The sequence below is a fragment of the Aurantibacter crassamenti genome (assembly GCF_016811105.1).
GTDB classification, from domain to species: Bacteria; Bacteroidota; Bacteroidia; order Flavobacteriales; family Flavobacteriaceae; genus Aurantibacter_A; species Aurantibacter_A crassamenti.
The window spans coordinates 1,172,054-1,197,776 of the sequence record NZ_JAFBGM010000001.1; the positions used below are offsets into that span (position 1 = coordinate 1,172,054).

The following is a 25,723-nucleotide window of genomic DNA, read 5'->3' on the forward strand; positions in this document are numbered from 1 at the left end:
AAAATTATATAAAATTTTTGTTTTAATGATAACATTATCATTGGCAATTTGTTGTGATCCAGAAAGAGTGGATACAGAACCCTTAGGAGCAACCGAAGCAATTTATTTTTCTAATGTAACTGAATTTAGAACAGTTTTAACAGGTGTTTATGCTAAGCTGCATGATTACTATTTCTTTAATGTACCTGGTTTTGGAAATTGGGTTTCCAGTTTATGGCTTTTACCGGGTGATGATTTATCGGAAACACAAGGCGTTCGTACTCCAGAAGAATTATTTGATGGTGGTTTAAATCCAACTAATGGTAGAATTGAATGGGTATATGACAATACTTATGAAATAATTCAGAAAGCGAATGTCCTTATTGAAAAAGTACATACTGTAGATTATTCAGCTTATGAAGGTGCAGAAGAAATATCATTTATGGAGGGTGAGGCCCTTTTTTTACGAGGCTATGCATATTTTAATCTATTTAATATGTTTGGAGATACTCCAATTATAACCACAAGACTTGGAATAGAAAAAACCAATATACCAAAAAGTGATAAAATAGAAGTGCTAACACAGGTAGTTGATGATATGAGACTAGCAATTGGTATTTTGCCAGATGCTTGGCCATCAAATTATGCTGGCAGAATTACTAAAAATTCTGCACGTGGAATGCTAATTAAAGCTTTAGTTTTTAGGGCTAATTATACTGGAGATGCCAATGATTTTAATGAAGCTATTTCGGTGTACAATTCAATTTCAGTAGGTTTACAAGAGCGGTTTTTGGATAATTTTGATTCGGCTACTGAAAATAATGCAGAATCTTTATTTGAGTTTCAAGCAAGCACCAATGGTAATCAAGATAATATTTTTCTATATAATGACGGTCCTTGGAGGGGTGCAGACAACTTATCTGTATTTCGAGGAATGAGTAGGCCAGATGGTGGTTTTGCGTCGTTGGCATTTACGCGTTTTGTAATCACAAATAAGCTTTTTAACTTGTTCGGTACGGATCCAAGAATTAGTTATTTTCTAAAGGCGGATGACGGATTTGAAGGTCGAATTTTTCAGAAATACACATTGCAAGAATTAGATCAAAGTACCGACCCTTTTACAGGGTCATTAAATAATGAGAGAGTACTTAGAATGGCGGATATAGAATTATTAGTGGCCGAATCGTATCTTAAAACCAGTAATACTGTTGAAGCTATAAATCATGTAAATAAAATAAGAACCAGAGCAAGATTATGGGCTCAATCCGAAAGTTTAGATGTCTCAATGCTTTCAGACCACGATATTTCGGAAACTAATTCATCTCAAATTATGCAATGGATTATGGATGAAAGATTTGTTGAGTTAGCAGGAGAAGGTCAACGATGGTGGGATTTAAAACGTTGGCATGTATCAGCGGATGTTGATCTTACCGGATGGGACGGTAGTGAAAATTATTTTAGTACAGAATTGGCTTCACCAGTTCAATTTGATGTTAATAAACATTTGTTATTTCCATTACCACAGGCAGAAGTTGAAAGAAATTTAGAGATTACTGAAAATAATCCAGGTTATTAAAGTTGATAAGTTGAGTAATTAGTTAGTTCAAAAGAGGGAAGTTCTTTAAAATACTTTCCTCTTAACCTAATGAAATAATCTTTTCATATTAACAACTATCATATTTATTTACTTCTTTAAACATTTAGATACTTGTAATTTCATGTTTAGAAATATATTCCTAGTTGTTGTATTTATTGTAATGACAATTTTTTGTTCTTGCGACACAAATAAAAATCGAAGTACCGAAACTGAGGAGTCAATTAAAAAGAGATATGTAGAAATGTCAATTGAGGAAAGGAGAAATCCTATAAATGCATCAATGTCATTTGTTACTCCAAATGGCGTCTCATCTACACTATTTGCATCAGAGCCTTCTATTATAAATCCTACTAATATAGATATTGATCATAAGGGACGAATATGGGTTTTAGAATCGCCAAATTATTCAAAGAAAGTAGTAAATGGAGCTCCTCCAAAGGGCAGAATTACAATTTTAGAAGACACAGATTTTGATGGTAAATCGGATTCAAGTACAGTATATTATGAAGGAGAAGATATTCATAGTGCTATTGGTATTGCTGTTTTAGGAAACAGAGTGTATGTCACTAGGAGTCCTGATATTCTAGTTTTTACAGATGACAATGAGGATGATAAATACGATAAAATAGAAAAATTGTTTACGGGGTTAGGTAACCCCGGTGATCATTCGGCTCATGCTATTACATTTGGCCCCGATGGTAAACTCTATTGGAATATGGGAAATTATGGAGGTCCAGTAAAAGATAAATATGGCAAGCAAGTTTACGACAAATTAGGAAATCCTGTAATTCCTGATGGTGATAAGTATATTGGTGGAATGATATTTAGATGTAACGTAGATGGTAGTGATTTTGAAGTTTTGGGACATAATTTTAGAAATAATTATGAAGTTGCAGTAGATTCTTATGGTAATATATGGCAATCGGATAACGATGATGATGGCAATCAGTCCTGTAGATTAAATTATATTATAGAACAAGGGAATTATGGATATTTAGACGAAATGACTAGAGAAAGTTGGGCTATTTATAGAACCAATATGGAAGAAAAAATTGAGGACCGTCATTGGCATCAAAATGATCCTGGTGTAGTGCCAAATTTATTGGTAACAGGTGCTGGTTCCCCAGCAGGTATAATGGTGTATGAAGGAGTACAATTACCAAATAATTTTCAAGGTAAAATTTTTCATGCAGATGCCGGCCCCAATGTTGTTAGAGTATATAGTCCCAAAAAAAATGGTGCAGGTTTTACTGCAGATGCAAAGGAACTAGTAAAGAGTATTGCCGATCAATGGTTTAGACCTGTTGATGTTGCCACTGCCCCAGATGGTTCAGTTTTTGTTGCAGATTGGTATGATCCTGGAGTTGGTGGAGCGGCTGCTGCAGATTTTTCAAAAGGAAGAATTTTTAGAGTTTCTGCTACCAATCATAGTTTAAATTATCCAGTAATAAATATCGATATAAACTCAATAGATGGAGCAATTCAGGCTCTAGAAAGTCCAAATATTTCTACTCGATACTTAGGTTGGAATAAGCTTCATTCTATGGGAGCGGCAGCGGAATCCGCTTTGTTAGATTTGTACAATTCTAAAAATCAAATTCTAAGGGCAAGATCTTTATGGTTGTTGTCAAAGATTAAAGGTAAAGAAGAACATTATTTAAGATTAGCTTCAAAAGACAAAAATGTAAATATCCGAATAACTGCTATTAGGGCCGCTAAGCAAGCAAATGTCAATTTTTTAAATTTTGCATCTGGTCTTACAAACGATATGAGCATTGCAGTATGTAGAGAATTGGCAATAGGATTGCATGGCATAGATAATAGTAAAGCTGCAGAATTATGGGCAAAGCTTGCACTTAAGCACAACGGAACGGATCGCTGGTATTTAGAGGCTTTAGGAGTAGGGGCGGCAAATAATTGGAAAAATTGTTTGTCTGAATATTTAAGACTAATTAATAAAGAAAAACAAATAAGCAAAGCTGCTTTTAATGATGTAGTTTGGAGGTCAAGGGATGAAAAATCATTACCGCTATTAGTAGATATTATCAAATCTGACAGTATTCCGAATGAAAATAAATACCGTTTTTTTAGAGCATTTAATTTTTTAAAATTTCCTTCAAAGCAAAAATATTTAATCGAGCTATTAAAAGTTGAAGGCGACAATGCTGCCTTTATTCAGAGGCAGACACTTCAAATTCTTAATACAGATGATATTCCAATGAATGGTGATTTCAAAAATATATTAAGAAAAACTTTGAGTTCAATATCTGGAACATTAGAATATGTAAACTTAGTTGATAAGTTTGGATTGATTGACGAAAGACAGCGTTTGTTGACATTATTACAAGAATATCCCAATTCAGAAGCAGGTTTAAAAGCTTCGAAATTGCTTATTGATTCGCGTTTTCAGGCACAAAATTTAGTTTTGGAACTTATAAAGAAAGGTGATTCCAGCTCATTGAGTATTCTTGAGAATATTGGAAAACACGGTGGGACAAAATCATCTTTGAAGGTATTGGTGTCAATTATTATGGATGCAGATTATTCCGATATTATTAGAAATAAAGCAATTCATTTTATGGGGTATAGTTGGGGTGGCGAAAGTGAATTATTAAACTTAGTAAAATCTAATAACTGGGATAAGAAGTTTAATCAGGCAGCTGCAAGCATACTTTTTAATGCGTATAGAACAGAGATTCAAAACGAGGCCTCTTTTTATATAAAGCAACCTAAAAATTTACAAGGAGAACCCATTGCTCCGATAAGAGATTTGTTAGCATCTATTGGGAATATAAGCAAAGGGAAGGAGGTTTTTAATAAACTATGTGCTACATGTCATATGCTTAATGATTCGGGCACAGACTTTGGGCCAAAATTGTCAACGATTGGCAGTAAGTTAGCCAAGGAAGGGTTGTATAATGCAATTCTTTACCCTAACCAAGCTGTAAATTATGATTATCAGGGTGTAGAATTAAAATTAAAGGATGGTACAATCATGGTAGGTTTATTAGAAAGTGAAACAAAAGAAACGATTACCATAAAACAGATTGGTGGTAGTTTAAATGAAGTGCTCAAAACTCAAATTATTTCTAAAAAAATACTTGAAAATTCGTTTATGCCCAATCTTGCCACAGCAATGAAAGAAAGTGAATTAATTGATTTGGTAGAATATTTGTCAAGTTTAATTAAACCATAAATTGAAGCCGTTAAAAATTTGTAACATTTAATTATGTGGGAAAATGAATTTTAAAAGAAGAGATTTTATTAAGAAAGCATCATTAGTGTCTGCTAATATACTTGCTGTGCCAAATTTACACAATTGTACTTCTTCCAAAATAGTTAAAAATAATATGCCATACGGTATAAATGTTGTTTTTCAGGGAGACTCAATTACCGATGGTGGTCGGAATAAAAAAAGTAAAGGTCCAAATGATTTTGAAAATATAGGCATGGGTTATGTCTTTTTATCAGCAGCTTCGCTTGCAGGAGAATTTGCCTCAACAAATTTAAAATATTACAATCGTGGGGTAAGTGGCGATAAAGTATTTCAATTATTGGAAAGATGGAGTGAAGATACTATTGCTTTAAAACCAGATGTGGTGAGTATTCTTATAGGGGTTAATGATTTTTGGCATAAACTTACTAATGGTCATAAAGGCTCCGAGATTACATATGAATCGGATTATAGAAGATTAGTTAAAGTTACTAAGAATAAACTTCCAAATGTGGAGGTGATTATTGGGGAGCCATTTTGCATTTTGGATGAAATTAAAAATGAGAAATTAGAATGGAAAGTTAATTTTCCAAAGTATCAAAAAGCTGCTTATAAAATAGCAAAAGAATTTGATGCTATTTGGATACCCTATCAATCAATATTTGATAAGGCTATCAAGCAAGCTCCTGCAAGTTATTGGACGTGGGATGGAATCCATCCGTCGTTAGCTGGTAATTATCTCATATCAAAAGCTTGGCTTCAGGCTTTTAATACTTTATACAAGTAAAAATTGCACAAAAAAATATGATACAACATTTAATAAAGTCCATAGGAAGTTTACTCGGAGTATTTAAAGCTAAAAAAATTGTTTTTACCAAATGGAAAGTACCTTGTGTTTATTCGATAATGGTAATTGTTTTTTTAATTGTGTCTTGCTCAAAAAAACAAGCCAAATTTGAAACAACAGGCAGTAATGAGAAATTGTGGTATTCTTATCCTGCTGAATATTGGAATAGTCAATCCTTACACTTAGGAAATGGATATTTCGGAGCGTCTTTTTTTGGTGGTGTTAACACTGAAAAATTTTCATTAACAGATGCTTCTATGTGGACAGGTGAGCCAGCAAATGGTCGCTGGGAAAAAGCTGGAATAAATCCAGATGCAAAAAAGTTTCTCCCAAAAATCCGTAATGCTGTTGTTAACAATAATGGAAAACTAGCAGATGAACTGGTTGAAAATCATTTCTTTGGTTCTTCTGAACTATTTGGTCACTTCACATCTATTGGTGATTTGATTATTCAAATGAATCATAAAAAAGACTCTGTAAAAAATTATAAAAGAACTTTAGATATTTCTCAATCTATTGGAGGAATAAATTATACCATTGGAGAAGTTGATTTTCAAAGGGAATATTTCTGCTCCTACCCTGATCGAGTTTTAGCAATGAAGTATTCAGCAAGTAAACCTAAAAATGTTTCGTTTGCTCTAGGCATGAAAATTCTTCAAGATTCTTCATCGATTAAAATCAATGAAAATGAATACAGTTTACGGGGCTATATAAACGGTAATAATCGCCCTTTCGAAGTGCGTATGAAAATTATTAATTATGGTGGTGAATTAGGACAAGATGCTCATCGATTGACACTTAAAAATGCGGATTCTGCCTATGTATATGTTACTATGGCCACTAATTATAAAATGGAATATCCACATTATAAAGGTGAAGATCCTTTAGGGATTACTAAAAATGTTATTAATAAGGCATTTGCAAAAGGCTATCCAAAAATTAAGGAAGACCACATAAGAGATTACAAAAATCTTTACGACAGGGTTGAACTAAAATTAGAGACTGATAAAGCGTTAGATACATTACCTACTAATGAACGTTTCACACGTTTACGAAACGGTGAAAAAGATCTTGGTTATAAAACGTTAATGTTTAATTTGGGTAGATATTTAATAATAAGCTCGTCGAGACCAAATACGCTTCCTGCAAATCTTCAAGGAGTTTGGAATGCCTTTTATATTGCTCCTTGGGCAGGTAATTATCAAGCCAATATCAATCTTCAAGAAATATATTGGTCCACAGGTCCAACAAATTTAATTGAATGTCAAGAACCATACGTCGATTGGATTGAAGATTTAGTAAAACCTGGTAAAGAGGTGGCTCAGAAAATTTATGGTACCTCGGGTTGGATAAGCCATACCACTGCGAATATATGGGGTCACGCAGCACCAACGGGAAGTCTTCCTTGGGGTCTATATCCGATGGGTTCCGCTTGGCATTCTCAACATATTTGGGACCATTATAGTTTTACTCAGGATAAGGAATATTTAAAAAATAGGGGATATCCCATATTAAAAGAAGCATCACAATTTTGGCTTGAAAATCTTACAGAATTCAAAGGGTATTTAATAAGTGCTCCAACAGTTTCTGCTGAACACGGAGCAATGCAAACTAAAAATGGTTTAGATACTTCACAACACGATTCTATAAGCGATAAGTATATTTATTCACTGCCTGGTGTTCAGCAAGATGTTCAAATGATAAGAGAGCTTTTTTCTATGACCGAAAAGGCAGCAATAATTTTGGGTGATTCTGCTTTTGCGCAAAAGATAAAAGCGAAAAGCACCAAGCTTTTGCCTCATCAAATAGGGAAATACGGGCAATTACAAGAGTGGTATGATGACATAGATTCACCTAATGGTCATCACCGGCATATTCCTCATTTATATGCGGTAATTCCCGGAACGCAAATAAGCCCATTCAACACACCCGAATTGGCTTCAGCCGCCAAAAAATCATTGAATATGAGAGGTGATGGAAGGTATCTGAATCAAGAATTGGCTTCTGGGGGTAATTGGGCAAGGGCTCACCGAATGTGGGCATGGGTTCGGCTTTATGATGGAAACAGGGCAAATAAGATTCTTACAGAATTATTAACTGAACAGGGTTTTGAAAATGGACTTACTTTTCAACATGCAGATTATGACATGGGTAGACCTAATTATTATACGGAAGACGGACTCTATCTACATTTTCAGTTAGACGCTTCTGCTTCTTTGCCTGGGTGTATAGCAGAAATGTTGTTGCAATCGCATTTAGGCGAGTTACATATCCTTCCTGCATTGGCCGATGAATTCCATACAGGTGAAATAAAAGGATTAAAAGCTAGAGGCAATTATACAATAGATTTGAAATGGAAAAATAGTGAAGTTGAACATGTGACCATTACCTGTCCAAATCGAAATGATATTCCTCCTATTCGAATAAAAGATAAATTGGTTAATCATAAAGATTTGGATTATATAACTGTTATTTTTGATAAATGATTAATTGGACCTGTTATATATATTGGTCTACCTAAGCTTTAATAGATTTTTTAAAGAGGTTAATGAATCTTTTTGTAATGCAAGTTTTTTCTTTGATAATAAACATTGAACATTAGCTTATTTATTAGATAAGTAATAGTCCACTGTTAATTGTTTTAAAACATCCATAATTCATTTGTCGGTCTTTCTATAGCATGCTAAATTATTAATTGTTTCTTTCAGAATTTTCTCTGGTTATTATAATAATTCTTTTTTTTAAATTGTTCATATATAAAATTATAAGGTTATTAATCTTATACTTAAGCAAAACAACTCAATTTGGTTTTGTGTAAATTCAATAAATAATTATTAAATTAAATTTTGTTTTTAAATTTCATGAAAGAAACTTGTAAATGTTTAGCGACTATGTATAAGTTAATTTGAAAAAGTAAATTAAACTCTTTAAAAAAAATCTATTTTAGAAGTTGGCATTATAGTTAATTGCCAAACAAATACCCATGAAATTAATTTTTGCTGACGACATACTTGCGGTTATTAGTTTGAAAGAAGGAAATAGGAGTGCCTTTAAGTATTTTTTTGATAAATATTACCACCGATTAGTAGCTTATATTATGGTATATTCAGGTGATAAGACTCAGTCTGAGGATATTGTTCAAAAATCATTTATCACTTTATGGGAAAATAGGACCAAGTTGGAAATTGATAAATCACCCATATCTTATTTGTATGTAATTGCTTATAATAATTATTTGGATTCAGTTAAAAATAAAAAAAAACAAGAAAGATTATTAAATCAGATACGGGAGAATGCTCTTCGCGATAGAATTAAAGAAGATTCGGAAGCTTTAGAAATTCGAATTAATAAAATGAAAGAGGTTATTGAAAAATTACCTCCAAAATGTAAGAGAATCATTGAAATGAACAAAGTCCAAGGTATTAAATATAAAGATATATCGCAGTTGCTAGGCATTTCAATTAAAACTGTGGAGTCACAAATGCGAATAGCATTTATTAAAATTCGAGAGGCTTTTAAAGAAGACCGAATGATATTTTTTATGTTGTTTAAGTCCTATTAGAGAACAAAAGGCGCATAAATAAATATTTATTTTCATAAGGGCTATGACAATTAAAACAACGATCTGAAAGAATAGGGCGAACATGAAAATTGAAATCAATTTTTTCGGGTAGTATATCATAAGCCAATTGTACTTCTTCTGGTTTGTCTATTCCGCAATTAGACAGAAGAACGCAACAGAAAAGTATTGCTAATTTTTTAATAGTTTCCATTTTTAAATAAGAACTTCATTTTGTTTTAAACTGAAGTATTATGATAAGTCCGAATTATGAAATTGCTGTATCCTTAAATGTACAAAACATTTTTATCTGTTTTAGGTTTCTCAAAATTCACTAAATTGGTGGATGATGAAACAGTTAATGAAAAATAGTCTTAAAGTAATAGTCGTATTATTAATCGGTTTGCCTGTAATTGTAAGTGGACAAGCAATCAAGAATGAAAAAAAAGTGCTAAAAGTAAAAGAAATACAATATTCAGGTGAAGCCGATTTATCAAAAGTATCTGAACTATTAGAATCAAACACAGAGATTCATTCGATTAGCACTAATAATTGGAAAGATTTTCAATACCAGCCTGAGGTGCAATTTAGAATTGCACATAACAATAATCAGATTTGGCTAAAATATTATGTGAAAGAAAAAAGTATTCGCGCTGTGGTTACAGAAACTAACGGGTCTGTACATTTAGATAGTTGTGTTGAGTTTTTCTTTGATCCACAAGTTGATGGCAACTACTATAATTTTGAGTTTAATTGCATTGGTGTAACACATTTAGCATATGGCCCAGGGCGTGGTAAGCGTGATTTTATAGATGCTGAAATTATTGATAAAGAAATTTTGACTAGTTCCACTTTAGGTAAAAAAGCCTTTGATGAAAAATCAGGTAGCCACACTTGGGAGATGACCATTGTTATTCCTGCTTCTAGTTTGACACATGATAATGATATTGTTTTAAAAGGACTAACGACTAATGCTAATTTTTATAAATGTGGAGACAAAAGTGCGGAGCCTCATTTTTTAAGTTGGAATCCTGTTAAAACTGAACGCCCAGATTTTCATCGTCCAGAATTCTTTGGTGCTGTTATTTTTGAATAGGGTTAATATTTGGTAGTACTCCTCTAATAGGTTAGAGCAATCCAGTTTTTATTTGCTAAAAGTGTGTTCGAGCACATTTATTGGAAGTAGCTTGGTTTTATTACAAAAGTATTCTATATTGACAGGATTAAATCAGTACCCACCAAACTACTCAAATAATGAAGTTACTTTTTACATCAAGGTACTTTATCGTATTATCACTTTTGATTTTTTCTGCGTGTAAAAATGAACCGACAGATGGTAAACTGTTATTGCCAAATGGTTTTAGTTCAGCTGTTGTAATTGATAGTATTGAAGAAACGGTACGGCATATGGCTGTAACTGAAGATAAAGTCATTTACGCTAAGTTGCGAAATTCAACAGAAAAAGGAGTAGCAATAGCATTGAAAGATACCGACGGTGATAGTAGGGCTGACCAAATTGAGCGTTTTGGAAATGGACAAAAAGCAAGATGGAGTTATTCTACAGCTATGCGCATTTACAACGGGTATATTTATTATAGTTCAGACCTTGTTGTATATCGTCAGAAATTAAGGCCTGGATCTTTGTTGCCTGATGACAAAGTAGAGGTAGTCTTAACTGATGATCATGAGCATGGAAAACATGAACATATAGGTAAGCCAATAGCTTTTGATAATAAAGGGTATATGTACGTACCGTTTGGTGCGCCTTCAAATGCCTGTCAAGAACCAAAACGAACGCCTGGGGCTCCGGGTATGGATCCTTGCCCTCAATTAGAAGATCATGCAGGTATATGGCGATTTGACGCAAACAAATTAGGTCAAACACAAAAAGATGGCTATAAATATGCAACAGGAATTAGAAGCCTTGTTGCTATGAACTGGAATCCAGTTGATGAAGAATTATATGCTGTAATGCATGGTCGCGATGATTTATTACGATTATGGCCTAATGTATATACTCCGCATGAAAGTGCCTTGCTGCCATCTGAAGAATTTATGAAAGTAACCGAAGGTTCAGATTTTGGATGGCCTTATTGTTATTTTGATCAAGTAAAGGGTAAAAAAGTGTTAGCTCCAGAATATGGTGGCGATGGTGAAATAGTAGGTCGTTGTGCCGATTATGATGATCCGATAATTGGTTTTCCAGGGCATTGGGCGCCAAATGATTTGCTGTTTTATCAAGGGGAACAATTTCCAGAACGATATAAAAATGGTGCGTTTATAGCTTTTCATGGTTCTACTAATCGAGCACCATATCCGCAGTCCGGATATATTGTGGGTTTTGTACCTTTTAAAGATGGTAAACTTAGTAATGAATACGAAGTGTTTGCAGATGGTTTTGCTGAGGTTGACCCCATTGTAAATACGAAAGACGCAGCCCATAGACCCATGGGTCTCGTAGTTGGGCCCGATGGTGAATTGTATATTTCAGATTCTGTAAAAGGTAAAATTTGGAAAGTAACCTATAATGGTAAAAAGGGAGATTTTAAAGAAGATCAACTTTTAATCATGGAAGAACGAAAAAAGGCATCGAATGTTCGCTCGCCAGATATCATTGAAGATAATTTAATGAAAGACACTGGTACAGGTGGTCAAAAGTTATATTATCAATATTGTAGTGCTTGCCATCAAGCAAATGGGAAAGGTGCTTCCGGAAGATTTCCACCGCTAACAGATACTGATTGGGTAACAGGTGATAGTGCCCGTTTAATTCAAGTATTATTAAGAGGGATGGATGGAAGTCTTGAAGTAAATGGTGAAGTTTTTAATGGAGTGATGCCACAGCATGCATTTTTAAAAGACCAAGAAATTGCCGAGATTTTGACTTATATCCGTTCAAATTTTGGTAATGATGCTTCAGAAATAACTAAAGAACAAGTCGCCGAGTCAAGAAAAAAACTAGAAGAAAGTGGTGATAAAATAGAGCCCATTAAAGTGCCTGCCAATTAATATTAAATACTATGATGATGAAAAATACGCTTCGAAACTCAAAATTGATTACACTACTTTTTATGTTCAGTAGCTTGGTTTTTAATGCTCAAGAATATGATATAGTTATAAAAAATGGACATGTAATTGATGCTAAGAACGGAATTGATAAAGTATCTGACCTTGCGATAAAGGATGGTAAAATTGCAGAAATTTCAAAGTCAATTTCGGCTTCAAAAGCTGTTAAAATTATTGACGCTAAAGGGCTTGTAGTTGCGCCAGGTCTAATTGATATACATAGTCACAATTTTCATGGCACCGAACATGATGCCTACTTGAGTAATAGCTTTACAGCATTGCCTCCAGATGGTTTTTCATTTAGAAATGGTGTTACAACTTTAGTAGATGTCGGTGGTGCGGGTTGGAGGAATTTTAGGTTGTTTAAAGAAAATGTAATTGATCAATCTAAAACACGAGTTTTATCTTTTTTAAACATTATTGGTTCAGGAATGAAAGGTGGTGCTGTAGAGCAAAATATTGTAGATATGGATCCTAAATTAACAGCCATGGTAGCCAAACAGTTTCCTGAGCATATTGTAGGTGTGAAATTAGCCCATTATTCAGGTTTTGATTGGACACCGACAGAACGTGCAGCAGAGGCTGGAAGATTGGCAGATATCCCAGTGATGATTGATTTTGGGGGGAGTCAGCCTGAACTTTCTCTTGAAACTTTATTTATGGAAAAGCTTCGTCCAGGAGATATTTTTACACATGTATATGCTCACGTTGCAGGTCGTATCCCAATTGTAAATGATGCAGGTGAAGTTGAAGATTTTGCTTGGGCTGCGCAAAAAAGAGGCATCATTTTCGATGTTGGTCATGGTGGTGGTAGCTTTCTTTTTGAGCAGGCAATTCCAGCGATGAAAAAGGGTTTTGTTCCGAATACAATTAGTACTGATTTGCATACGGGTAGTATGAACGGCGGTATGAAAGATATTGTAAATATTATGTCGAAGTTTTTGAATATGAATATGCCTGTGGCAGATGTTATCGCAGCAACTACTTGGAATTCGGCAAAAGCAATTAAGCGTGAAGACCTAGGTCATCTTTCAAAAGGAGCCGTTGCTGATGTTGCTATTTTAAATCAACGTACCGGAGATTTCGGTTTTATTGATACAAAAGGAAAGAGAATGAAAGGTGATAAAAAATTAGAATGTGAGTTGACAATTAGAGATGGTAAAGTGGTTTACGATCTAAATGGTCTTGCTGCAACACCATGGGATAAATAATTACAAATGTTGAATGTGATATATTTATAAAAGTAATGTGAGAATAACTTTTAAAAGGAAAAATGAAGAATAGTAGAATATTTTTAGTGGGGTCAGCACTGGCTATAATCATTTTAATAGTCATGTTGGTAATTGGCTTAGGCGAATCAACTGGTCCGGTTTTAGTATTGTTCTTCTTATTTCTTTCTCTAGCTGCAAGAGGTCATAACACATTTAAAGGCTTTTCTTTTGCCATATTAATTTTTGGAGCGGTTTCACTTTCTATGTTTTATCCTGAACCATTTGTGCAAATTGGCAGCTTTCAAATGAAAAAATTGATTGTACCACTTCTTCAAATAATCATGTTTGGTATGGGTACAGCCATGAGTTTTAATGATTTTGTAGGAGTAATTAAAATGCCTAAAGGAGTTTTGGTAGGGCTTGTTTGTCAATTTACAATAATGCCAATTTTAGGTTTTTCAATTGCTAGTTTATTTGGGTTTTCAGCGGAAATTGCAGCCGGTGTAGTATTAATAGGTTCTTCACCCAGTGGCTTAGCATCAAATGTAATGGCGTATTTGGCTAAAGCAAATGTTGCACTATCGGTTACATTAACAGCAGTAGCAACTTTACTTGCCCCATTAATGACACCTACATTAATGGAGTTTTTTGCTGGAGAATTTGTGCCAATAGATTTCTGGGGGATGATGTGGAGTATTATTAAAATGGTCATTTTGCCAATAATAGGTGGGTTATTATTTAATCACTTCTTTCATGGTAAAACGCCATGGCTTGATAAAGCTATGCCAATACTCTCTATGGCAGGTATTACACTAATAATTATGGTAATTACAGCAGCAGGTAGAGATAGTTTGCTTTCAATAGGGTTGTTCTTAATTGTTGCTGCAATTTTACATAATGCAGCTGGGTATTTTCTGGGTTATTGGGGATGTCGTCTCTTTAAAATGGATGAAAGAGATTGCCGTACAATTGCATTAGAAGTAGGTATGCAGAATGGCGGTCTGGCTTCAGGTATTGCCTTAGAAATGGGCAAAGTAGCAACGGTAGGATTGGCTCCGGCTGTCTTCGGTCCATGGATGAATATTTCAGGTTCATCATTAGCATTGTATTGGCGAGATAAAGACCCTGAGAAAAAAGAAGAAGTAATTGAAAATTTAAAATAGGTGCTTAAAATAAATTGGTAAAATAGAAACACAAACACAAACACAAACAAAGATTTGAATATGGAACAAAAAACAACAAGAAGGGCATCCTTCAAGAAAATAGGAATGGGTTTAGCAACGATTTTCGGTGTAGGAACTGTGAGTGCAATGGCTAAGAAAGAGCAAAACGCCAAAAAAGAAGTAGTTGGTAAAGTTGTTACGGATCAAGATATTCCGCTTTTTTCAGGTGCTGTTAAGCATGGAAACACATTGTACATTGCTGGTAAAGGAGCGCATACAGAACCCTATGAGATAAAAGCTCATACTGAAATTGTGCTTCAAGAACTTCAAAAAGAACTTGAGCGAAATGGTTCTTCTATGGAGCAGGTGTTAAAAGTGAATGTATACTTAGCTGATCTTGCTGATTATAAAGGCATGAATGAGGTATTTAGAGGTCGTTTCGGTAAAAATCCACCAGTAAGAACAACAGTCGCAACTTATGGTGGAGTACCAGGTAAATCTTTAGTAGAGATGGATTGCATTGCAGCCATCGATTAAAATAATAGTTAAGACAGATATTATGAGCAGCAGAAGAAAAGCATTAAAAACATTATCAGCGCTACCACTAGTTGGTGGTTTAATGGGGCCTAGTTTATTAAGCGCAAATACAGGTGAATCAGCAGTATCTAAATTAGCATGTCCGGTCAGTGGGCCGCTTGCACGTGATTTTTTCAAAGAACTCGGTATACGAACATTTATAAATGCCGCAGGTACCTATACCTCAATGACTGGCTCTTTGATGCAAAAAGAGGTCACCGATGCAATTAATTACGGGGCAACAGAATATGTGAATTTAGATGAATTGCATGACAAGGTTGGTGAGAGAATTGCTGAGCTTTTAGAATGTGAATATGCCACTGTTTCTTCTGGCTGTTTTGGAGCTATGACAATAGGTCTTGCAGGTATTATGTGCGGTATGGATACCAAGAAAGTGGCGCAATTACCAGATACCACTGGTATAAAAAGCGAAGTCATTGTTCAAGAGGCACATGCCATAGGTTATACGCATGCATTAATTAATACAGGCGCTAAAATTGTATCTGTAAAAACTACTAAAGATTTAGAAAAAGCTATAAATAAAAACACAGCAATGCTCTGGTATTTGAATGCAAATACAGAGATGGGTGATATTAAATGGGAAGAGTTTGTGGCCTTAGGCAAGAAACACAATATTCCGACTTTCATAGATTGTGCTGCAGATGTTCCGCCTGTTGAAAATCTATTTAAGTATACTAAAATGGGCTTTGATTTAGTTGCTTTTTCAGGAGGAAAAGGAATTAGAGGGCCACAAAGTGCAGGTCTATTATTGGGTAAGAGAAAATATATTGAAGCTGCCCGATTACATACACCACCTAGAGGTACTACTATTGCTCGTGGTATGAAAGTTAACAAAGAAGAAGTCTTAGGTATGTTGGTTGCTTTAGAAATGTATTTAGGTAAAGATCATGATAAAGAATGGGAGCTTTGGGAAAATCAAATCAAGCTAATTAGTGATAGTGCTAAATCCGTTAAGGGGGTAGAAACTGAAATTCATGTTCCACCGTATGCTAATCATGTGCCAAGTTTAAAAATTCGTTGGGATGAAAGTGTTGTCAAAATTTCAAAAGATGATATGCGAAAAGAGTTGAGAAACGGACATCCTTCAATTGAAACAGTAGGTGGCAAAGAAGAAGTGGGTATTACTACTTGGATGATGGAGCCCGGTCAAGAACGAATTGTTGCAAGTAGGGTAAAAGAAGTGCTTGAAAACGCATAGTAATTTTAAAATAATCTAGAATGTTGAGAAATATTTTAATCATTGTTGCTTTGATATTAGTTGTTTCATGCAATCAAGTTATTGAGCAAAAGGAAGAAGTAGAAGAAGTGTCTAAAGTAGAAGATGTCATAGATCCTAACTATAATCCTGAGGCGAAATTAAGCGAACTCGGAATTACTTTATCAACACCATCCGCACCTGTGGCAAATTATGTTAATGCGGTGCGTACTGGTAATCTAATTTTCTTAGCAGGTAAAGGTCCAAAGAAAGCAGATGGAGAAGATATTACGGGTAAAGTAGGAGTAGATCTAACAATTGAAGAGGGCTATGAAGCCGCAAGAATTACGGGTATCAACCAATTATCAGTTCTAAAAGGTGAATTAGGTAATTTAAATAAAGTAAAAAGAATAATCAAAGTGAAGGGTATGGTGAATGCATCACCTGATTTTGGTGATCATCCTAAAGTGATTAATGGTTATTCAGATTTAATGGTTGCAGTTTTTGGTGAAAGAGGAAAACATGCACGTGCTGCTGTGGGCATGGGGTCTTTGCCGGGAAATATTCCAGTAGAAATTGACATGGTTATAGAGGTATATGATTAATTAAAATGGAAAATAAAGAGCACATAGCGAAATTAACGGCGAGGGCACTTTTGCTCTTGTTTGCTATTCTATTGCTCTTGAGTTGTAAATCAAAGCAAGAAGAGCCCCAATATTTGCTGAGAACAGCGCTTTTGGTTAATGAAAATCATACGTGGTATAAGGCTTTTGATTATTTCGGTAAAATTATTGAAGAGCGTTCAGAAGGGAGAATAAAAGTAGAAATATATCCTTCAGAACAACTAGCAAAAGAAATAGAAGCAATACGTCTAATTCAAGCCGAAGTCATAGATATAACTACCACTGGTTCTACTTTGACAAATTGGTTTGAGGTGGCAACATTTTGCGAACTTCCTTTTTTGATGCAAGATTCGGTAGATATGGCACGCTATATTAAAGGACCTGTGGCAAAATTGATGGAAAAAGAAATGATTGAAAAGTCAGGTTTACGTTCCTTAGGTCATTTTCAACGTGGTGAAAGGCATTTGACGTCAAACAGACCAATCCGGCATCCTGATGATTTAAAAGGTTTGATAATTCGAGTGCCTAATGTTCCTTCTTTTGTTGAAGCTTGGACGGCGCTTGGGGCTAAGCCTACACCAATGGCATTTTCTGAAGTTTTCACATCTTTGCAACAAGGCACTATTGAAGCACAAGAGAATCCGTTTGCAATGATAAATAATGCCGGTTTTGCAGAGGTTCAAAAGTATGTTAATCTCACAGGGCATGTCCTAAGTTGGGTATATCCGGTGATAGGTGAAAAGCAATTTCAAAAATTACCTGAAGATTTACAAGCAATAGTATTGCAAGCCGGAAAAGACATGCAGAAATATGAACACAATCTCTTTTTAGAGAATGAGAAAAATGTTCAAGAAGAATTAAAGGCAAAAGGCATGGAGTTTATTGAAGTTGATAAAGATGCCTTTCAAGAAAAATGTGAAAAAGCTATTTACGATAGTCTTTCTCCTGAAATGCAAAAGTTATATCATCAACTCAAGGCCAAAAAAGATGCTGCATAAAGCTATAGGTCGTATTTTAAAGTATGGTGTGCTTGTAAGTACTTGGGGTCTTATTGCAGCCGTATCAATACAGGTAATTTGTCGTTTTACGCCAATTGCAACACCTTCGTGGACCGAAGAAGCTTCACGTATTTTATTTATTTATGCAATGGCATTTGCTGCAGGCTTAGCAATGAAAAATAATTATTATGTTCACTTAGATGTTTTCTTTAATAGTTTTTCAAAAAAAGCGCAACAATTTTTATTGAAAGCTATTCCTATAATAACATTCATTTTATTTGCGATTTTTGCTGTGTATTCTATACAGTTTGTGTTGCAAGGTATGGCTGAAAAATCGCCCAGTATGGGGTTTACAATGGGTCTGGCATTCTTTAGTATGTTTATAATGTCCGTCTCAATTTGCTATTATTTATCCATAACGATTCGTAAGAGTTTTAAGAACAAGAACATATGATTTGGGTATTAGTCATAGTTTTTGTGATATGTTTAGTTCTCCGTTTTCCAATTGCTTTTTCATTGGGTTTAGCTTGTTTGAGTTATTTATTGTTAAAGGGTGTTCCGCTAATTGTGGTGCCGATAAAGATGTATTCGGGTATTGATGTCTTTGTGCTGTTAAGTGTACCTGGATTTATTATGGCGGGTAATTTGATGAACCATGGCGGTTTAACTGAAAAAATAATAACATTTTGCAACCATTTATTAGGCCATATTAGAGGTGGACTTGCCCTTGTAAATATAGGAGCGTCAATGCTTTTTGCAGGCATTTCAGGTACTGCAATTTCAGATACCGCTAGTATGGGCTCTATAATGATACCTGCGATGAAAAAGGAAGGTTATGACACCGATTTTTCTTGTGCAGTAACGGCTGCTTCTTCAACAGTTGGACCAATTATTCCACCAAGTGTGCCCATGATTATTGCAGCTACGCTTAGTGGATTGTCTGTCGGAAAACTATTTTTGGCTGGTGCTTTGCCAGGTTTACTTTTAGGGCTTGGACTTTTATTTACAGCCTATTTTATTTCTAAAAAGAAAAATTACCCCAAGCACAAGCGTAGTAGTTTAGGAGAAGTTGCAAGAGGTTTTGTTGACACTTTTTGGTCTTTATTAATGACGTTTATTATTCTATATGGAATTATTGGTGGAATATTTACACCTACAGAAGCATCAATAGTTGCCGTATTATACGCACTAGTTATTGGGTTATTTGTTTATAAAAAATTAAACTTCAAGAATATTCAAGTTGTACTATTAGATAGTATGAAAACTTCAGCTTCGTTAATGGTGCTGGTAGGTTTTGCAAATTTATTTGGCTTTATATTAATTACAGAGCAAATACCACAAGCAATTTCAGCTGAAATATTAGGGTTTACAACTAACAAGTATGTGGTGCTTTTGCTTATTAATATTTTATTGATAATAGTGGGAACTTTTATGGAGACTATAGCAGCCCTGTTGATACTATTTCCTATTTTATTGAAAGTAGCATTAGCAGTAGATGTAGATCCAATTCATTTTGCTGTAATAGCGGTATTAAATTTGATTATAGGGTTAACTACACCTCCTGTTGGTGTTTGTCTTTTTGTAGCTTCAAGTATCGGTAAAATATCAATCGGTTCGGTTAGTAAAGCCGGATTTCCATTTCTAATAGTTAGCTTCTTGGTTTTAATTTTGGTGACCTTAGTTCCTGAAATTTCGTTATGGCTTCCTAATTTATTTATTGAATAGCGATTTTTATGTCGTTATTTTTTAACAATGTTTTCCCTATCAACTTCCATAAAAAGTGATTTTAGTTGTTTTGAGCTACCTTAAATTTTCGATGCAGAATTCTGATCTAAAAATAATGTAGTGTCACTATGCGTTCGTAAAATGGTTGCAGGGCAAGATGTACTTACTTCATTGTAAAGTGTGTTGCGTACTGCGTCAGATTTACGTTCATCAGGTACTACACAGCTAATAGTTTTACAACTCATTATTGCTGGAATAGTTAAGGATAAGGCTTGTTTTGGAACATCATCAAAAGTGGGAAACCAACCTTCACCAAGTTGTTGATTGCGACAAGCGTCATCAAGATCAGCTATTTTTACAAGTTTAGGGTCATTAAAATCAGCAATTGGAGGGTCATTAAAAGCAATATGACCATTTTCACCAATACCTATGCATGCAATATCAATAGGATGAGCACGAAGTTCAGCAGCATAATCTTCCATAACTTTATCTAAATCATTTGCATCACCTTCTAAATAATAAACCTTTTTTGGGGCGACGGCATTTAGAATGCGTTCTTTCAAATACTTTCTAAAACTAGCCGGATGTTCTTCTGAAATACCTATGTATTCATCCAAATGAAAAACAGTTATTTTTTGCCAATCGATATCTTTTTTTTGTAGAGCTTCTAAAAAAGAAAATTGTGAAGAACCGGTTGCTAAAATCATATTAGCAGCGTCTTTTTCTTGTAATGCCTCTTGTAATTTTTGATGTACAAAATTTGCGGCAGCTTCACCCATACTGGATGTTTCATTGTAAGCTGCCACTTTTAAATTATCAACTGTAAATGTTTTCATTTCTTATATTAAAAGAATTCTGCTATTGCCAACCAAGAAGTTATTATAGAAAATAGAATCACTAAAATGATTCCAAAGTTTAATCCTTTGCTTGCAGTGTTTTTATTCATTAGCCCTTTTTTATTAATTAAAATAAAAACCGGTATGGCAACTGCAGGTAATATACAGGCTTGAAATGCCTGCGAAAAAACCATTAAGGCAGGCGGACGTTCTTCTAAGAAAACGGTGCCAAATGTAAAAAGCATGGCTATAAAAATCATCCATCGTGATTGTTTAGAATGAATGTTTCTAGGTTTACCAGTATAATCAGCTACCAACCAAGGTGCAATTAATACGATTGGAAAAATAGTGGAAAGTCCTGCGCCAGCAATTCCGATTATTAAAACAAAAGCAGCAAGTTTACCACCCAAAGGTTCAAAAAGTCCAATCATTTCAACAGTGTTCTCAAGTTTAAGACCAGAGATGTGCAAGGTGCCTGCGGCTACTGCCATGATTACACCACTTAATAATAACATTGTAGCCGCAGAAACAAAAGAATCTTTCTTTTCTGTTTTAAGGTCTGAAATGCCCCAACCTTTTTCCGCTACCACTGTACTACGCATTATAAATACGGCGGCAGAACATGTAGTGCCTGCAATTGCTGCGATGAGTCCGAAAGCACCTGGCGTGTCAGGTATACTAGGTATTATACCTTCGGCTATACTTGAGAAACTAGGTTTAACCATAAAAAATACAACGATAAAAGAGAGTCCCATTAAAATCACCAGTACCGTCAGAATTTTTTCAAATACTTGATAACGACCATACCATAAAAGAAATAAGAGAATGATACTGAAAAAGAGAATAATCCAGAACGTATTTACTTCTAGTCCGTCAAATGCTATTCGAAATCCTTCTTGAACTAAATCGGCAACAATACCCATCACACCCATTAGTGCTAATAATTCACCAATTATAAGGGCGATAATAATATAGAGCGATAATACCCATCCCCATTTAAATTCTGTTTTAAAATTAAATAGTGCGGTTTTGCCACTTACCAAAGTGACTTTGCCGTAGGCAACCATAAGAACATAGGTAAAAATACAGGATAACACCAATGCCCAAAAAAGGCCCATGCCATGTTCAGCACCCGTTTTTGCCATTGTGGTAACGCTACCTGTACCAATATTATATCCGATTAAAAAGAGACCTGGACCAACTGCGCTTAAGCCTAATAATATTTTTTTAAGTAATGATTTATTTTTCATTCAGATGTTTAATTGAGTGAATAAACTAACTCACCATTAATATAAGTTTCGGAAATAGTTAGCACATTATTTTCTAATGTGAACACAATTAAATCAGCTCGTTTACCTTTGTCGATAGTGCCAATTTTATCTAATGAAAAAAGTTTTGCAGGATTTGTACTAGCCATTTTAATGGCGTTATTTAATGAGCAGCCTGTGAATTCCATCATCACTCCAACACATTTACTTATTGGCGAAGCAGCCCCTGCCAATACGTTTTCTTTAGGTAGTTTTACAACTTCTGGAGTTAATAATAAAGTGCGTTCACCTCTTGTATATTCACCAGGAGGGAGCCCTGCTAAATCTAATGCATCAGATACAATAATTGTATTTTCGACACCTTTAGCTTTGTAAAAAGTTCTTACTTCTTCTCGGGTCAAATGAAAACCATCGGTAATAATACTGGTTGTAATTGCATCGTTAGAAAGTTGTGGCCAAAGTGGATTATGATGTCTGTTGATTTCGTTGGCACAACCATTACCAAGGTGAGTGGCCATTTTTGCACCAGCATCAACAGCTGCTTGAATTTGAGCAGCCGTACCATTATGATGACCTAAAGAAACTGTTACTCCGTTTGCGACACAGTTTTTAATAAATTCAATTGCACCTTCCAATTCAGGAGCAATAGTAATCACTAAAATGCCATTGTCTGAGGCTTTCAGTATTTCTTGAAATTCCTTCCAGTCAGGAGCTTTAATGTATTTTTCAAGATGTGCTCCTCTAAAGCCAGCTATTGGAGAAATATAAGGGCCTTCAAGATGAAAACCAGGAATAGATTTTCCGATTTCCGGATCTTTTCTAGCTTCTGCTAATATGGCAAAGTTCTTTTTAATTTGTTCAATATCACTAGTAATGATTGTTGGGAAGTAGGTTGTTACACCTGCTTTCCAAAGCGCTTTGGTTGCCTTTTTCACGCCTTCAACTGTAAGGTCTGGTCCTGAGAAATCGACTCCCATATACCCATTAATCTGAACATCAATTAGTCCAGGAGCGATGTAGGTTTTATGTTTGCTCGGGGCATCTTTCAATTGTTGAACAGATTTAATTTTTCCGTTGTCAAGGGCTATTGAAATTGGTGTTTCATCCGAATAGGAAAGACCTTTTAGCATAAGTTTTTCTTGAGATTGTACCGTTGTTAGAAATGCTAACATTACGGTTAAATAGGTAATATATATTTTCATTAAATTTTTTGATTTAAGCTTGAACAGTTTCCCATTGTCCGCTATTAATTGATTTTTCAAGAGCTTCAAGTACGGTAACACAATACAAAATGCTTTCATGACTTCGTGGTTCTTTACCAGTTTTGAACATCTCTACCATATCAACATAGTTTTTGCCAGGTGATTGGTCTTTTGATTTTGCTTGAAGTGGAATAATTCCTTCCTCAGTTTCGATGTGGGTCTGCCAACCGTATTTTTTAGTTGTAGATATAAGCGTTACCAACATGCCATTTTTAAAAACTAAACTAGCGCTGCTATTTATTCCATTTACATGCACTTGAACTTTTTCCACGTTATCACCGAAAAGATATAAAACAGGTTGCAGAATATGAGCTCCATAAAAGAAGATGCCACCATATTCTGAATCTAATTTAACAGGGCCATAACGCACTACTTGATTGATTTCTTTATATTCTTTTAGTTGTTCTTTTATGTCAAACGTCTCATAACTATGGGCAATTGAGCTGAATGATGTAACTGGTGTGCCATGTTTTCTAGCAAGTGCTAAAAAAGCTTTTCCTTCTTCAGATCTATAGCAGAAAGGTTTGTCAATAAAAGTTGGAATACCTGCCTTTATAAATGGAATTGCCGGCTCTAGGTGGAATTTTCCGTGACGATGGTCTACAATTAGACCATCGATTTTGCCAAGCATATCATTCGGGTCTTTTACCATTTTTGGGATGTTCCCTTTTTCCATGGCAATTTTAGCGAATTCTTCAGTCTCACCCCATACATATTTAACTTCCATACCAGGGAAGGCTTTATCTATATTAAAAAGTTTGCCAAAACCAGCTGTATGTGAATTTTCTGCTCCAATAATACCGATTTTAAAAGGTTTTACCATGTCACCTTTTTTAGAATCAAATTGTGAAAACAATGAAACCGGACTTGAAAGTGCTATTGCTGAAAGGGCAGAACCCTTACCTAATTTATTTAGAAAAGTTCTTCTATTTTCCATATATGATTCTTATAATTTCATTTCCCATCCGTTCTCGTATTGTCTACTCCAAAGTTTTTGGGCATCAGTATTATTTATAATATGGCCGTTGGCTTTATCAATATTCAATGATTGTCCAACACGTTGTGCGATATTACCTAATTGTACCAGTAAAGTACTTTTGTGTCCAGAATCTACATCCGCATTCAAATTGCCTCCATTACGAATGCCTTCGAACATATTTTGGATGTGTAATGCATCTAGTTTTTCGGCAGGATTACTTTTGTTTCTAGGGTCAATAACTTCAGAAGGTTTAACCTCTCGTACAATTTTTCCTTTCAAATCAAAAAGTGTATAGCTATCGCCTCCCGGAATAAGTAAACTACCATTGTCACCATAAAACATAACTCCTACTGAGCTACCTTCAATTGGTTTTCCATTACAACTTCTACCTTCCCAAGACATTGATGTGTTATTGTCAAAATCAAGATTTATAACCTGTGTGTCAGGAGTTTCCCAATCATCTTGATATCGATATCTACCGCCACTTGAACTTACCTTTGTAGGGAATTCTGCATTCATACCCCAACGTAAAAGGTCAACCATGTGAGTGCCGTTGTTCAGGGCTTCACCAGTACCCCAGTGCCAATGCCAGTGCCAATTATAATGTACAAGATTATCTTTGAAGTTTTTTCTAGGAGCCGGTCCTTGCCATAGTTCCCAATCAAGCCATTCCGGTACGGCAGTTTCTTTGCCAATACCAATTGAGGCTCTATTATTTGTGTACCATCCTTTGCCGAAATAGACATTGCCAATTTCTCCATTTTTAAGAGCATTGATACCTGCAATAACATTTGGCCATGAACGACGTTGATTGCCCATTTGTACAATCTTATTGTACTTCTTAGCAGCCTCAACAAGAATTTCACCTTCGTTAGGATTATGACTACAAGGCTTTTCAACATAAACATGCTTATCTGCTTGCATGGCTAAAAGTGAAGCCGGTGCGTGCCAGTGGTCAGGTGCAGCAATAACCAGAACGTCCACATCTTTGCTTTCTAATGATTTTCTAAAATCAGTATAAGTCTTCACTTTATTCGATTGTCGGTCTTTCAAAGCCGTCACACATTTTGTTATAGCTCTCGTATCAACATCGCAAACATGAACCACATCGCAATTATTTTGACTAGCAAAATTCTGTGCAAGTGCGTTTCCGCGACTATTGACACCCATAACGGATGCATTAATTCTTTCGTTGGCGCCGATAATTTGACTATAACTTTTGGCGCTAAATTGTGGTAAAATGCTTCCGGCTAAAAAGGCCATTGAGCTTTTCTTGATGAATTTTCTTCGAGAGCCATCATTACCAGACGGCTGAGTTTTTTCTTTTTTTGACATAATGTTAGTTTGAATGTGTAATAAAACACAGCTTACAAGATACTAAAAGGTGTTTGCAAATAACAAGTGTAACTCAATAAATAATGAAGTCTTTTTACTAGTAACAATTTTGAAGCAACTTCTTATGAATAGTGCATTATGACCTTAGAAAAAATGCATTATTTTAGGCTACATTTATTTGGCCCCGTAGTTCAATGGATAGAATAGAAGTTTCCTAAACTTTAGATGCAAGTTCGATTCTTGCCGGGGCTACTAATTATTTCCGTTGC

Annotated in this window: 21 protein-coding genes and 1 tRNA gene; 16 read left to right on the forward strand and 6 right to left on the reverse strand. The window is 35.0% G+C overall.

Annotated elements, in window-relative coordinates:
- Positions 1–25 precede the first annotated feature (25 nt).
- The 5 genes from JQC67_RS04850 to JQC67_RS04870 all read left to right on the forward strand — a co-directional run bounded on the left by JQC67_RS04850 (position 26) and on the right by JQC67_RS04870 (position 9,199).
- Positions 26–1,555, forward strand: a complete 1,530-nt coding sequence (locus tag JQC67_RS04850; protein ID WP_203251729.1) for a RagB/SusD family nutrient uptake outer membrane protein — start codon at positions 26–28, stop codon at positions 1,553–1,555.
- Between the two features lie 181 nt (positions 1,556–1,736).
- On the forward strand, positions 1,737–4,772 hold the full coding sequence (locus JQC67_RS04855) for a PVC-type heme-binding CxxCH protein (RefSeq protein WP_203251730.1): 3,036 nt from the start codon (positions 1,737–1,739) through the stop codon (positions 4,770–4,772).
- 43 nt (positions 4,773–4,815) lie between these two features.
- On the forward strand, positions 4,816–5,577 hold the full coding sequence (locus JQC67_RS04860) for an SGNH/GDSL hydrolase family protein (RefSeq protein WP_203251731.1): 762 nt from the start codon (positions 4,816–4,818) through the stop codon (positions 5,575–5,577).
- A gap of 17 nt (positions 5,578–5,594) precedes the next feature.
- Positions 5,595–8,123, forward strand: coding sequence for a glycoside hydrolase family 95 protein (locus tag JQC67_RS04865; RefSeq protein WP_203251732.1), 2,529 nt, complete (start codon positions 5,595–5,597; stop codon positions 8,121–8,123).
- Between the two features lie 497 nt (positions 8,124–8,620).
- Entirely contained in the window at positions 8,621–9,199 is a 579-nt protein-coding gene (locus JQC67_RS04870) for an RNA polymerase sigma factor (protein ID WP_203251733.1), read from the forward strand.
- Here the strand turns inward: JQC67_RS04870 and JQC67_RS04875 are convergent.
- The gene (locus tag JQC67_RS04875; protein WP_203251734.1) at positions 9,186–9,410 is read right to left on the reverse strand and encodes a hypothetical protein; all 225 of its coding nucleotides are present in this window, start codon (positions 9,408–9,410) and stop codon (positions 9,186–9,188) included. The genes JQC67_RS04870 and JQC67_RS04875 overlap by 14 nt on opposite strands.
- 132 nt (positions 9,411–9,542) lie before the next feature.
- Here JQC67_RS04875 and JQC67_RS04880 point away from each other — a divergent pair, with 132 nt between their 5' ends.
- The 10 genes from JQC67_RS04880 (at position 9,543) to JQC67_RS04925 (ending at position 19,774) form a co-directional block, all read left to right on the forward strand.
- Positions 9,543–10,292 (forward strand): carbohydrate-binding family 9-like protein, encoded by a 750-nt coding sequence (locus JQC67_RS04880; RefSeq protein ID WP_203251735.1) that lies wholly within the window; start codon positions 9,543–9,545, stop codon positions 10,290–10,292.
- Between the two features lie 158 nt (positions 10,293–10,450).
- Positions 10,451–12,205 (forward strand): c-type cytochrome, encoded by a 1,755-nt coding sequence (locus tag JQC67_RS04885; protein ID WP_203251736.1) that lies wholly within the window; start codon positions 10,451–10,453, stop codon positions 12,203–12,205.
- 11 nt (positions 12,206–12,216) lie between these two features.
- Positions 12,217–13,473: an amidohydrolase/deacetylase family metallohydrolase gene (locus tag JQC67_RS04890; protein WP_238934476.1), complete on the forward strand. Its 1,257-nt coding sequence runs from the start codon at positions 12,217–12,219 to the stop codon at positions 13,471–13,473.
- Positions 13,474–13,535: 62 nt separating this feature from the next.
- A complete protein-coding gene (locus JQC67_RS04895) occupies positions 13,536–14,636 on the forward strand; it encodes a bile acid:sodium symporter family protein (RefSeq protein WP_238934478.1) in 1,101 nt (366 codons plus the stop codon).
- Between the two features lie 60 nt (positions 14,637–14,696).
- Positions 14,697–15,173, forward strand: a complete 477-nt coding sequence (locus JQC67_RS04900) for a RidA family protein (protein ID WP_203251737.1) — start codon at positions 14,697–14,699, stop codon at positions 15,171–15,173.
- A 22-nt stretch (positions 15,174–15,195) separates the two neighbouring features.
- Entirely contained in the window at positions 15,196–16,431 is a 1,236-nt protein-coding gene (locus JQC67_RS04905) for an aminotransferase class V-fold PLP-dependent enzyme (RefSeq protein ID WP_238934481.1), read from the forward strand.
- Positions 16,432–16,451: 20 nt separating this feature from the next.
- Positions 16,452–17,033 (forward strand): RidA family protein, encoded by a 582-nt coding sequence (locus JQC67_RS04910; RefSeq protein WP_203251738.1) that lies wholly within the window; start codon positions 16,452–16,454, stop codon positions 17,031–17,033.
- 5 nt (positions 17,034–17,038) lie between these two features.
- Entirely contained in the window at positions 17,039–18,049 is a 1,011-nt protein-coding gene (locus tag JQC67_RS04915; protein ID WP_203251739.1) for a TRAP transporter substrate-binding protein, read from the forward strand.
- Positions 18,039–18,503 (forward strand): TRAP transporter small permease, encoded by a 465-nt coding sequence (locus tag JQC67_RS04920; protein WP_203251740.1) that lies wholly within the window; start codon positions 18,039–18,041, stop codon positions 18,501–18,503. Before JQC67_RS04915 ends, JQC67_RS04920 begins: the two co-directional genes overlap by 11 nt.
- Positions 18,500–19,774, forward strand: a complete 1,275-nt coding sequence (locus JQC67_RS04925; RefSeq protein ID WP_203251741.1) for a TRAP transporter large permease — start codon at positions 18,500–18,502, stop codon at positions 19,772–19,774. Before JQC67_RS04920 ends, JQC67_RS04925 begins: the two co-directional genes overlap by 4 nt.
- Before the next feature lie 80 nt (positions 19,775–19,854).
- On the opposite strand, the gene JQC67_RS04930 is transcribed toward JQC67_RS04925, so the two are convergent.
- From JQC67_RS04930 to JQC67_RS04950, 5 genes are read right to left on the reverse strand one after another with little or no spacing between them, the layout of a single operon-like run.
- Positions 19,855–20,610 carry a glucosamine-6-phosphate deaminase gene (locus JQC67_RS04930; protein ID WP_203251742.1) on the reverse strand — a complete coding sequence of 252 codons (756 nt, stop codon included), beginning with the start codon at positions 20,608–20,610 and terminating at the stop codon, positions 19,855–19,857.
- An 8-nt stretch (positions 20,611–20,618) separates the two neighbouring features.
- Positions 20,619–21,860 carry an Nramp family divalent metal transporter gene (locus JQC67_RS04935; protein ID WP_203251743.1) on the reverse strand — a complete coding sequence of 414 codons (1,242 nt, stop codon included), beginning with the start codon at positions 21,858–21,860 and terminating at the stop codon, positions 20,619–20,621.
- A gap of 8 nt (positions 21,861–21,868) precedes the next feature.
- Positions 21,869–23,080, reverse strand: coding sequence for an N-acetylglucosamine-6-phosphate deacetylase (gene nagA, locus JQC67_RS04940; protein ID WP_203251744.1), 1,212 nt, complete (start codon positions 23,078–23,080; stop codon positions 21,869–21,871).
- A gap of 13 nt (positions 23,081–23,093) precedes the next feature.
- Complete coding sequence (locus tag JQC67_RS04945) at positions 23,094–24,077, reverse strand: Gfo/Idh/MocA family protein (protein WP_203251745.1); 984 nt, start codon at positions 24,075–24,077, stop codon at positions 23,094–23,096.
- A 9-nt stretch (positions 24,078–24,086) separates the two neighbouring features.
- Positions 24,087–25,454, reverse strand: coding sequence for a Gfo/Idh/MocA family protein (locus JQC67_RS04950; protein ID WP_203251746.1), 1,368 nt, complete (start codon positions 25,452–25,454; stop codon positions 24,087–24,089).
- Between the two features lie 180 nt (positions 25,455–25,634).
- Here JQC67_RS04950 and JQC67_RS04955 point away from each other — a divergent pair.
- Positions 25,635–25,706 (forward strand) — tRNA-Arg (locus JQC67_RS04955).
- Positions 25,707–25,723: the final 17 nt, after the last annotated feature.

Excerpts from the sequence above, each read along its gene's own strand:
- JQC67_RS04885 (WP_203251736.1), top strand. The coding sequence starts at position 10,451 with ATGAAGTTACTTTTTACATCAAGGTACTTTATCGTATTATCACTTTTG.
- JQC67_RS04900 (WP_203251737.1), top strand. The coding sequence starts at position 14,697 with ATGGAACAAAAAACAACAAGAAGGGCATCCTTCAAGAAAATAGGAATG.
- JQC67_RS04850 (WP_203251729.1), top strand. The coding sequence starts at position 26 with ATGATAACATTATCATTGGCAATTTGTTGTGATCCAGAAAGAGTGGAT.
- JQC67_RS04880 (WP_203251735.1), top strand. The coding sequence starts at position 9,543 with ATGATGAAACAGTTAATGAAAAATAGTCTTAAAGTAATAGTCGTATTA.
- JQC67_RS04890 (WP_238934476.1), top strand. The coding sequence starts at position 12,217 with ATGATGATGAAAAATACGCTTCGAAACTCAAAATTGATTACACTACTT.
- JQC67_RS04925 (WP_203251741.1), top strand. The coding sequence starts at position 18,500 with ATGATTTGGGTATTAGTCATAGTTTTTGTGATATGTTTAGTTCTCCGT.
- JQC67_RS04860 (WP_203251731.1), top strand. The coding sequence starts at position 4,816 with ATGAATTTTAAAAGAAGAGATTTTATTAAGAAAGCATCATTAGTGTCT.
- JQC67_RS04935 (WP_203251743.1), bottom strand. The coding sequence starts at position 21,860 with ATGAAAAATAAATCATTACTTAAAAAAATATTATTAGGCTTAAGCGCA.
- JQC67_RS04855 (WP_203251730.1), top strand. The coding sequence starts at position 1,737 with ATGACAATTTTTTGTTCTTGCGACACAAATAAAAATCGAAGTACCGAA.
- JQC67_RS04870 (WP_203251733.1), top strand. The coding sequence starts at position 8,621 with ATGAAATTAATTTTTGCTGACGACATACTTGCGGTTATTAGTTTGAAA.
- nagA (WP_203251744.1), bottom strand. The coding sequence starts at position 23,080 with ATGAAAATATATATTACCTATTTAACCGTAATGTTAGCATTTCTAACA.
- JQC67_RS04865 (WP_203251732.1), top strand. The coding sequence starts at position 5,595 with ATGATACAACATTTAATAAAGTCCATAGGAAGTTTACTCGGAGTATTT.
- JQC67_RS04950 (WP_203251746.1), bottom strand. The coding sequence starts at position 25,454 with ATGTCAAAAAAAGAAAAAACTCAGCCGTCTGGTAATGATGGCTCTCGA.
- JQC67_RS04930 (WP_203251742.1), bottom strand. The coding sequence starts at position 20,610 with ATGAAAACATTTACAGTTGATAATTTAAAAGTGGCAGCTTACAATGAA.
- JQC67_RS04875 (WP_203251734.1), bottom strand. The coding sequence starts at position 9,410 with ATGGAAACTATTAAAAAATTAGCAATACTTTTCTGTTGCGTTCTTCTG.
- JQC67_RS04945 (WP_203251745.1), bottom strand. The coding sequence starts at position 24,077 with ATGGAAAATAGAAGAACTTTTCTAAATAAATTAGGTAAGGGTTCTGCC.
- JQC67_RS04895 (WP_238934478.1), top strand. The coding sequence starts at position 13,536 with ATGAAGAATAGTAGAATATTTTTAGTGGGGTCAGCACTGGCTATAATC.
- JQC67_RS04910 (WP_203251738.1), top strand. The coding sequence starts at position 16,452 with ATGTTGAGAAATATTTTAATCATTGTTGCTTTGATATTAGTTGTTTCA.
- JQC67_RS04905 (WP_238934481.1), top strand. The coding sequence starts at position 15,196 with ATGAGCAGCAGAAGAAAAGCATTAAAAACATTATCAGCGCTACCACTA.
- JQC67_RS04915 (WP_203251739.1), top strand. The coding sequence starts at position 17,039 with ATGGAAAATAAAGAGCACATAGCGAAATTAACGGCGAGGGCACTTTTG.
- JQC67_RS04920 (WP_203251740.1), top strand. The coding sequence starts at position 18,039 with ATGCTGCATAAAGCTATAGGTCGTATTTTAAAGTATGGTGTGCTTGTA.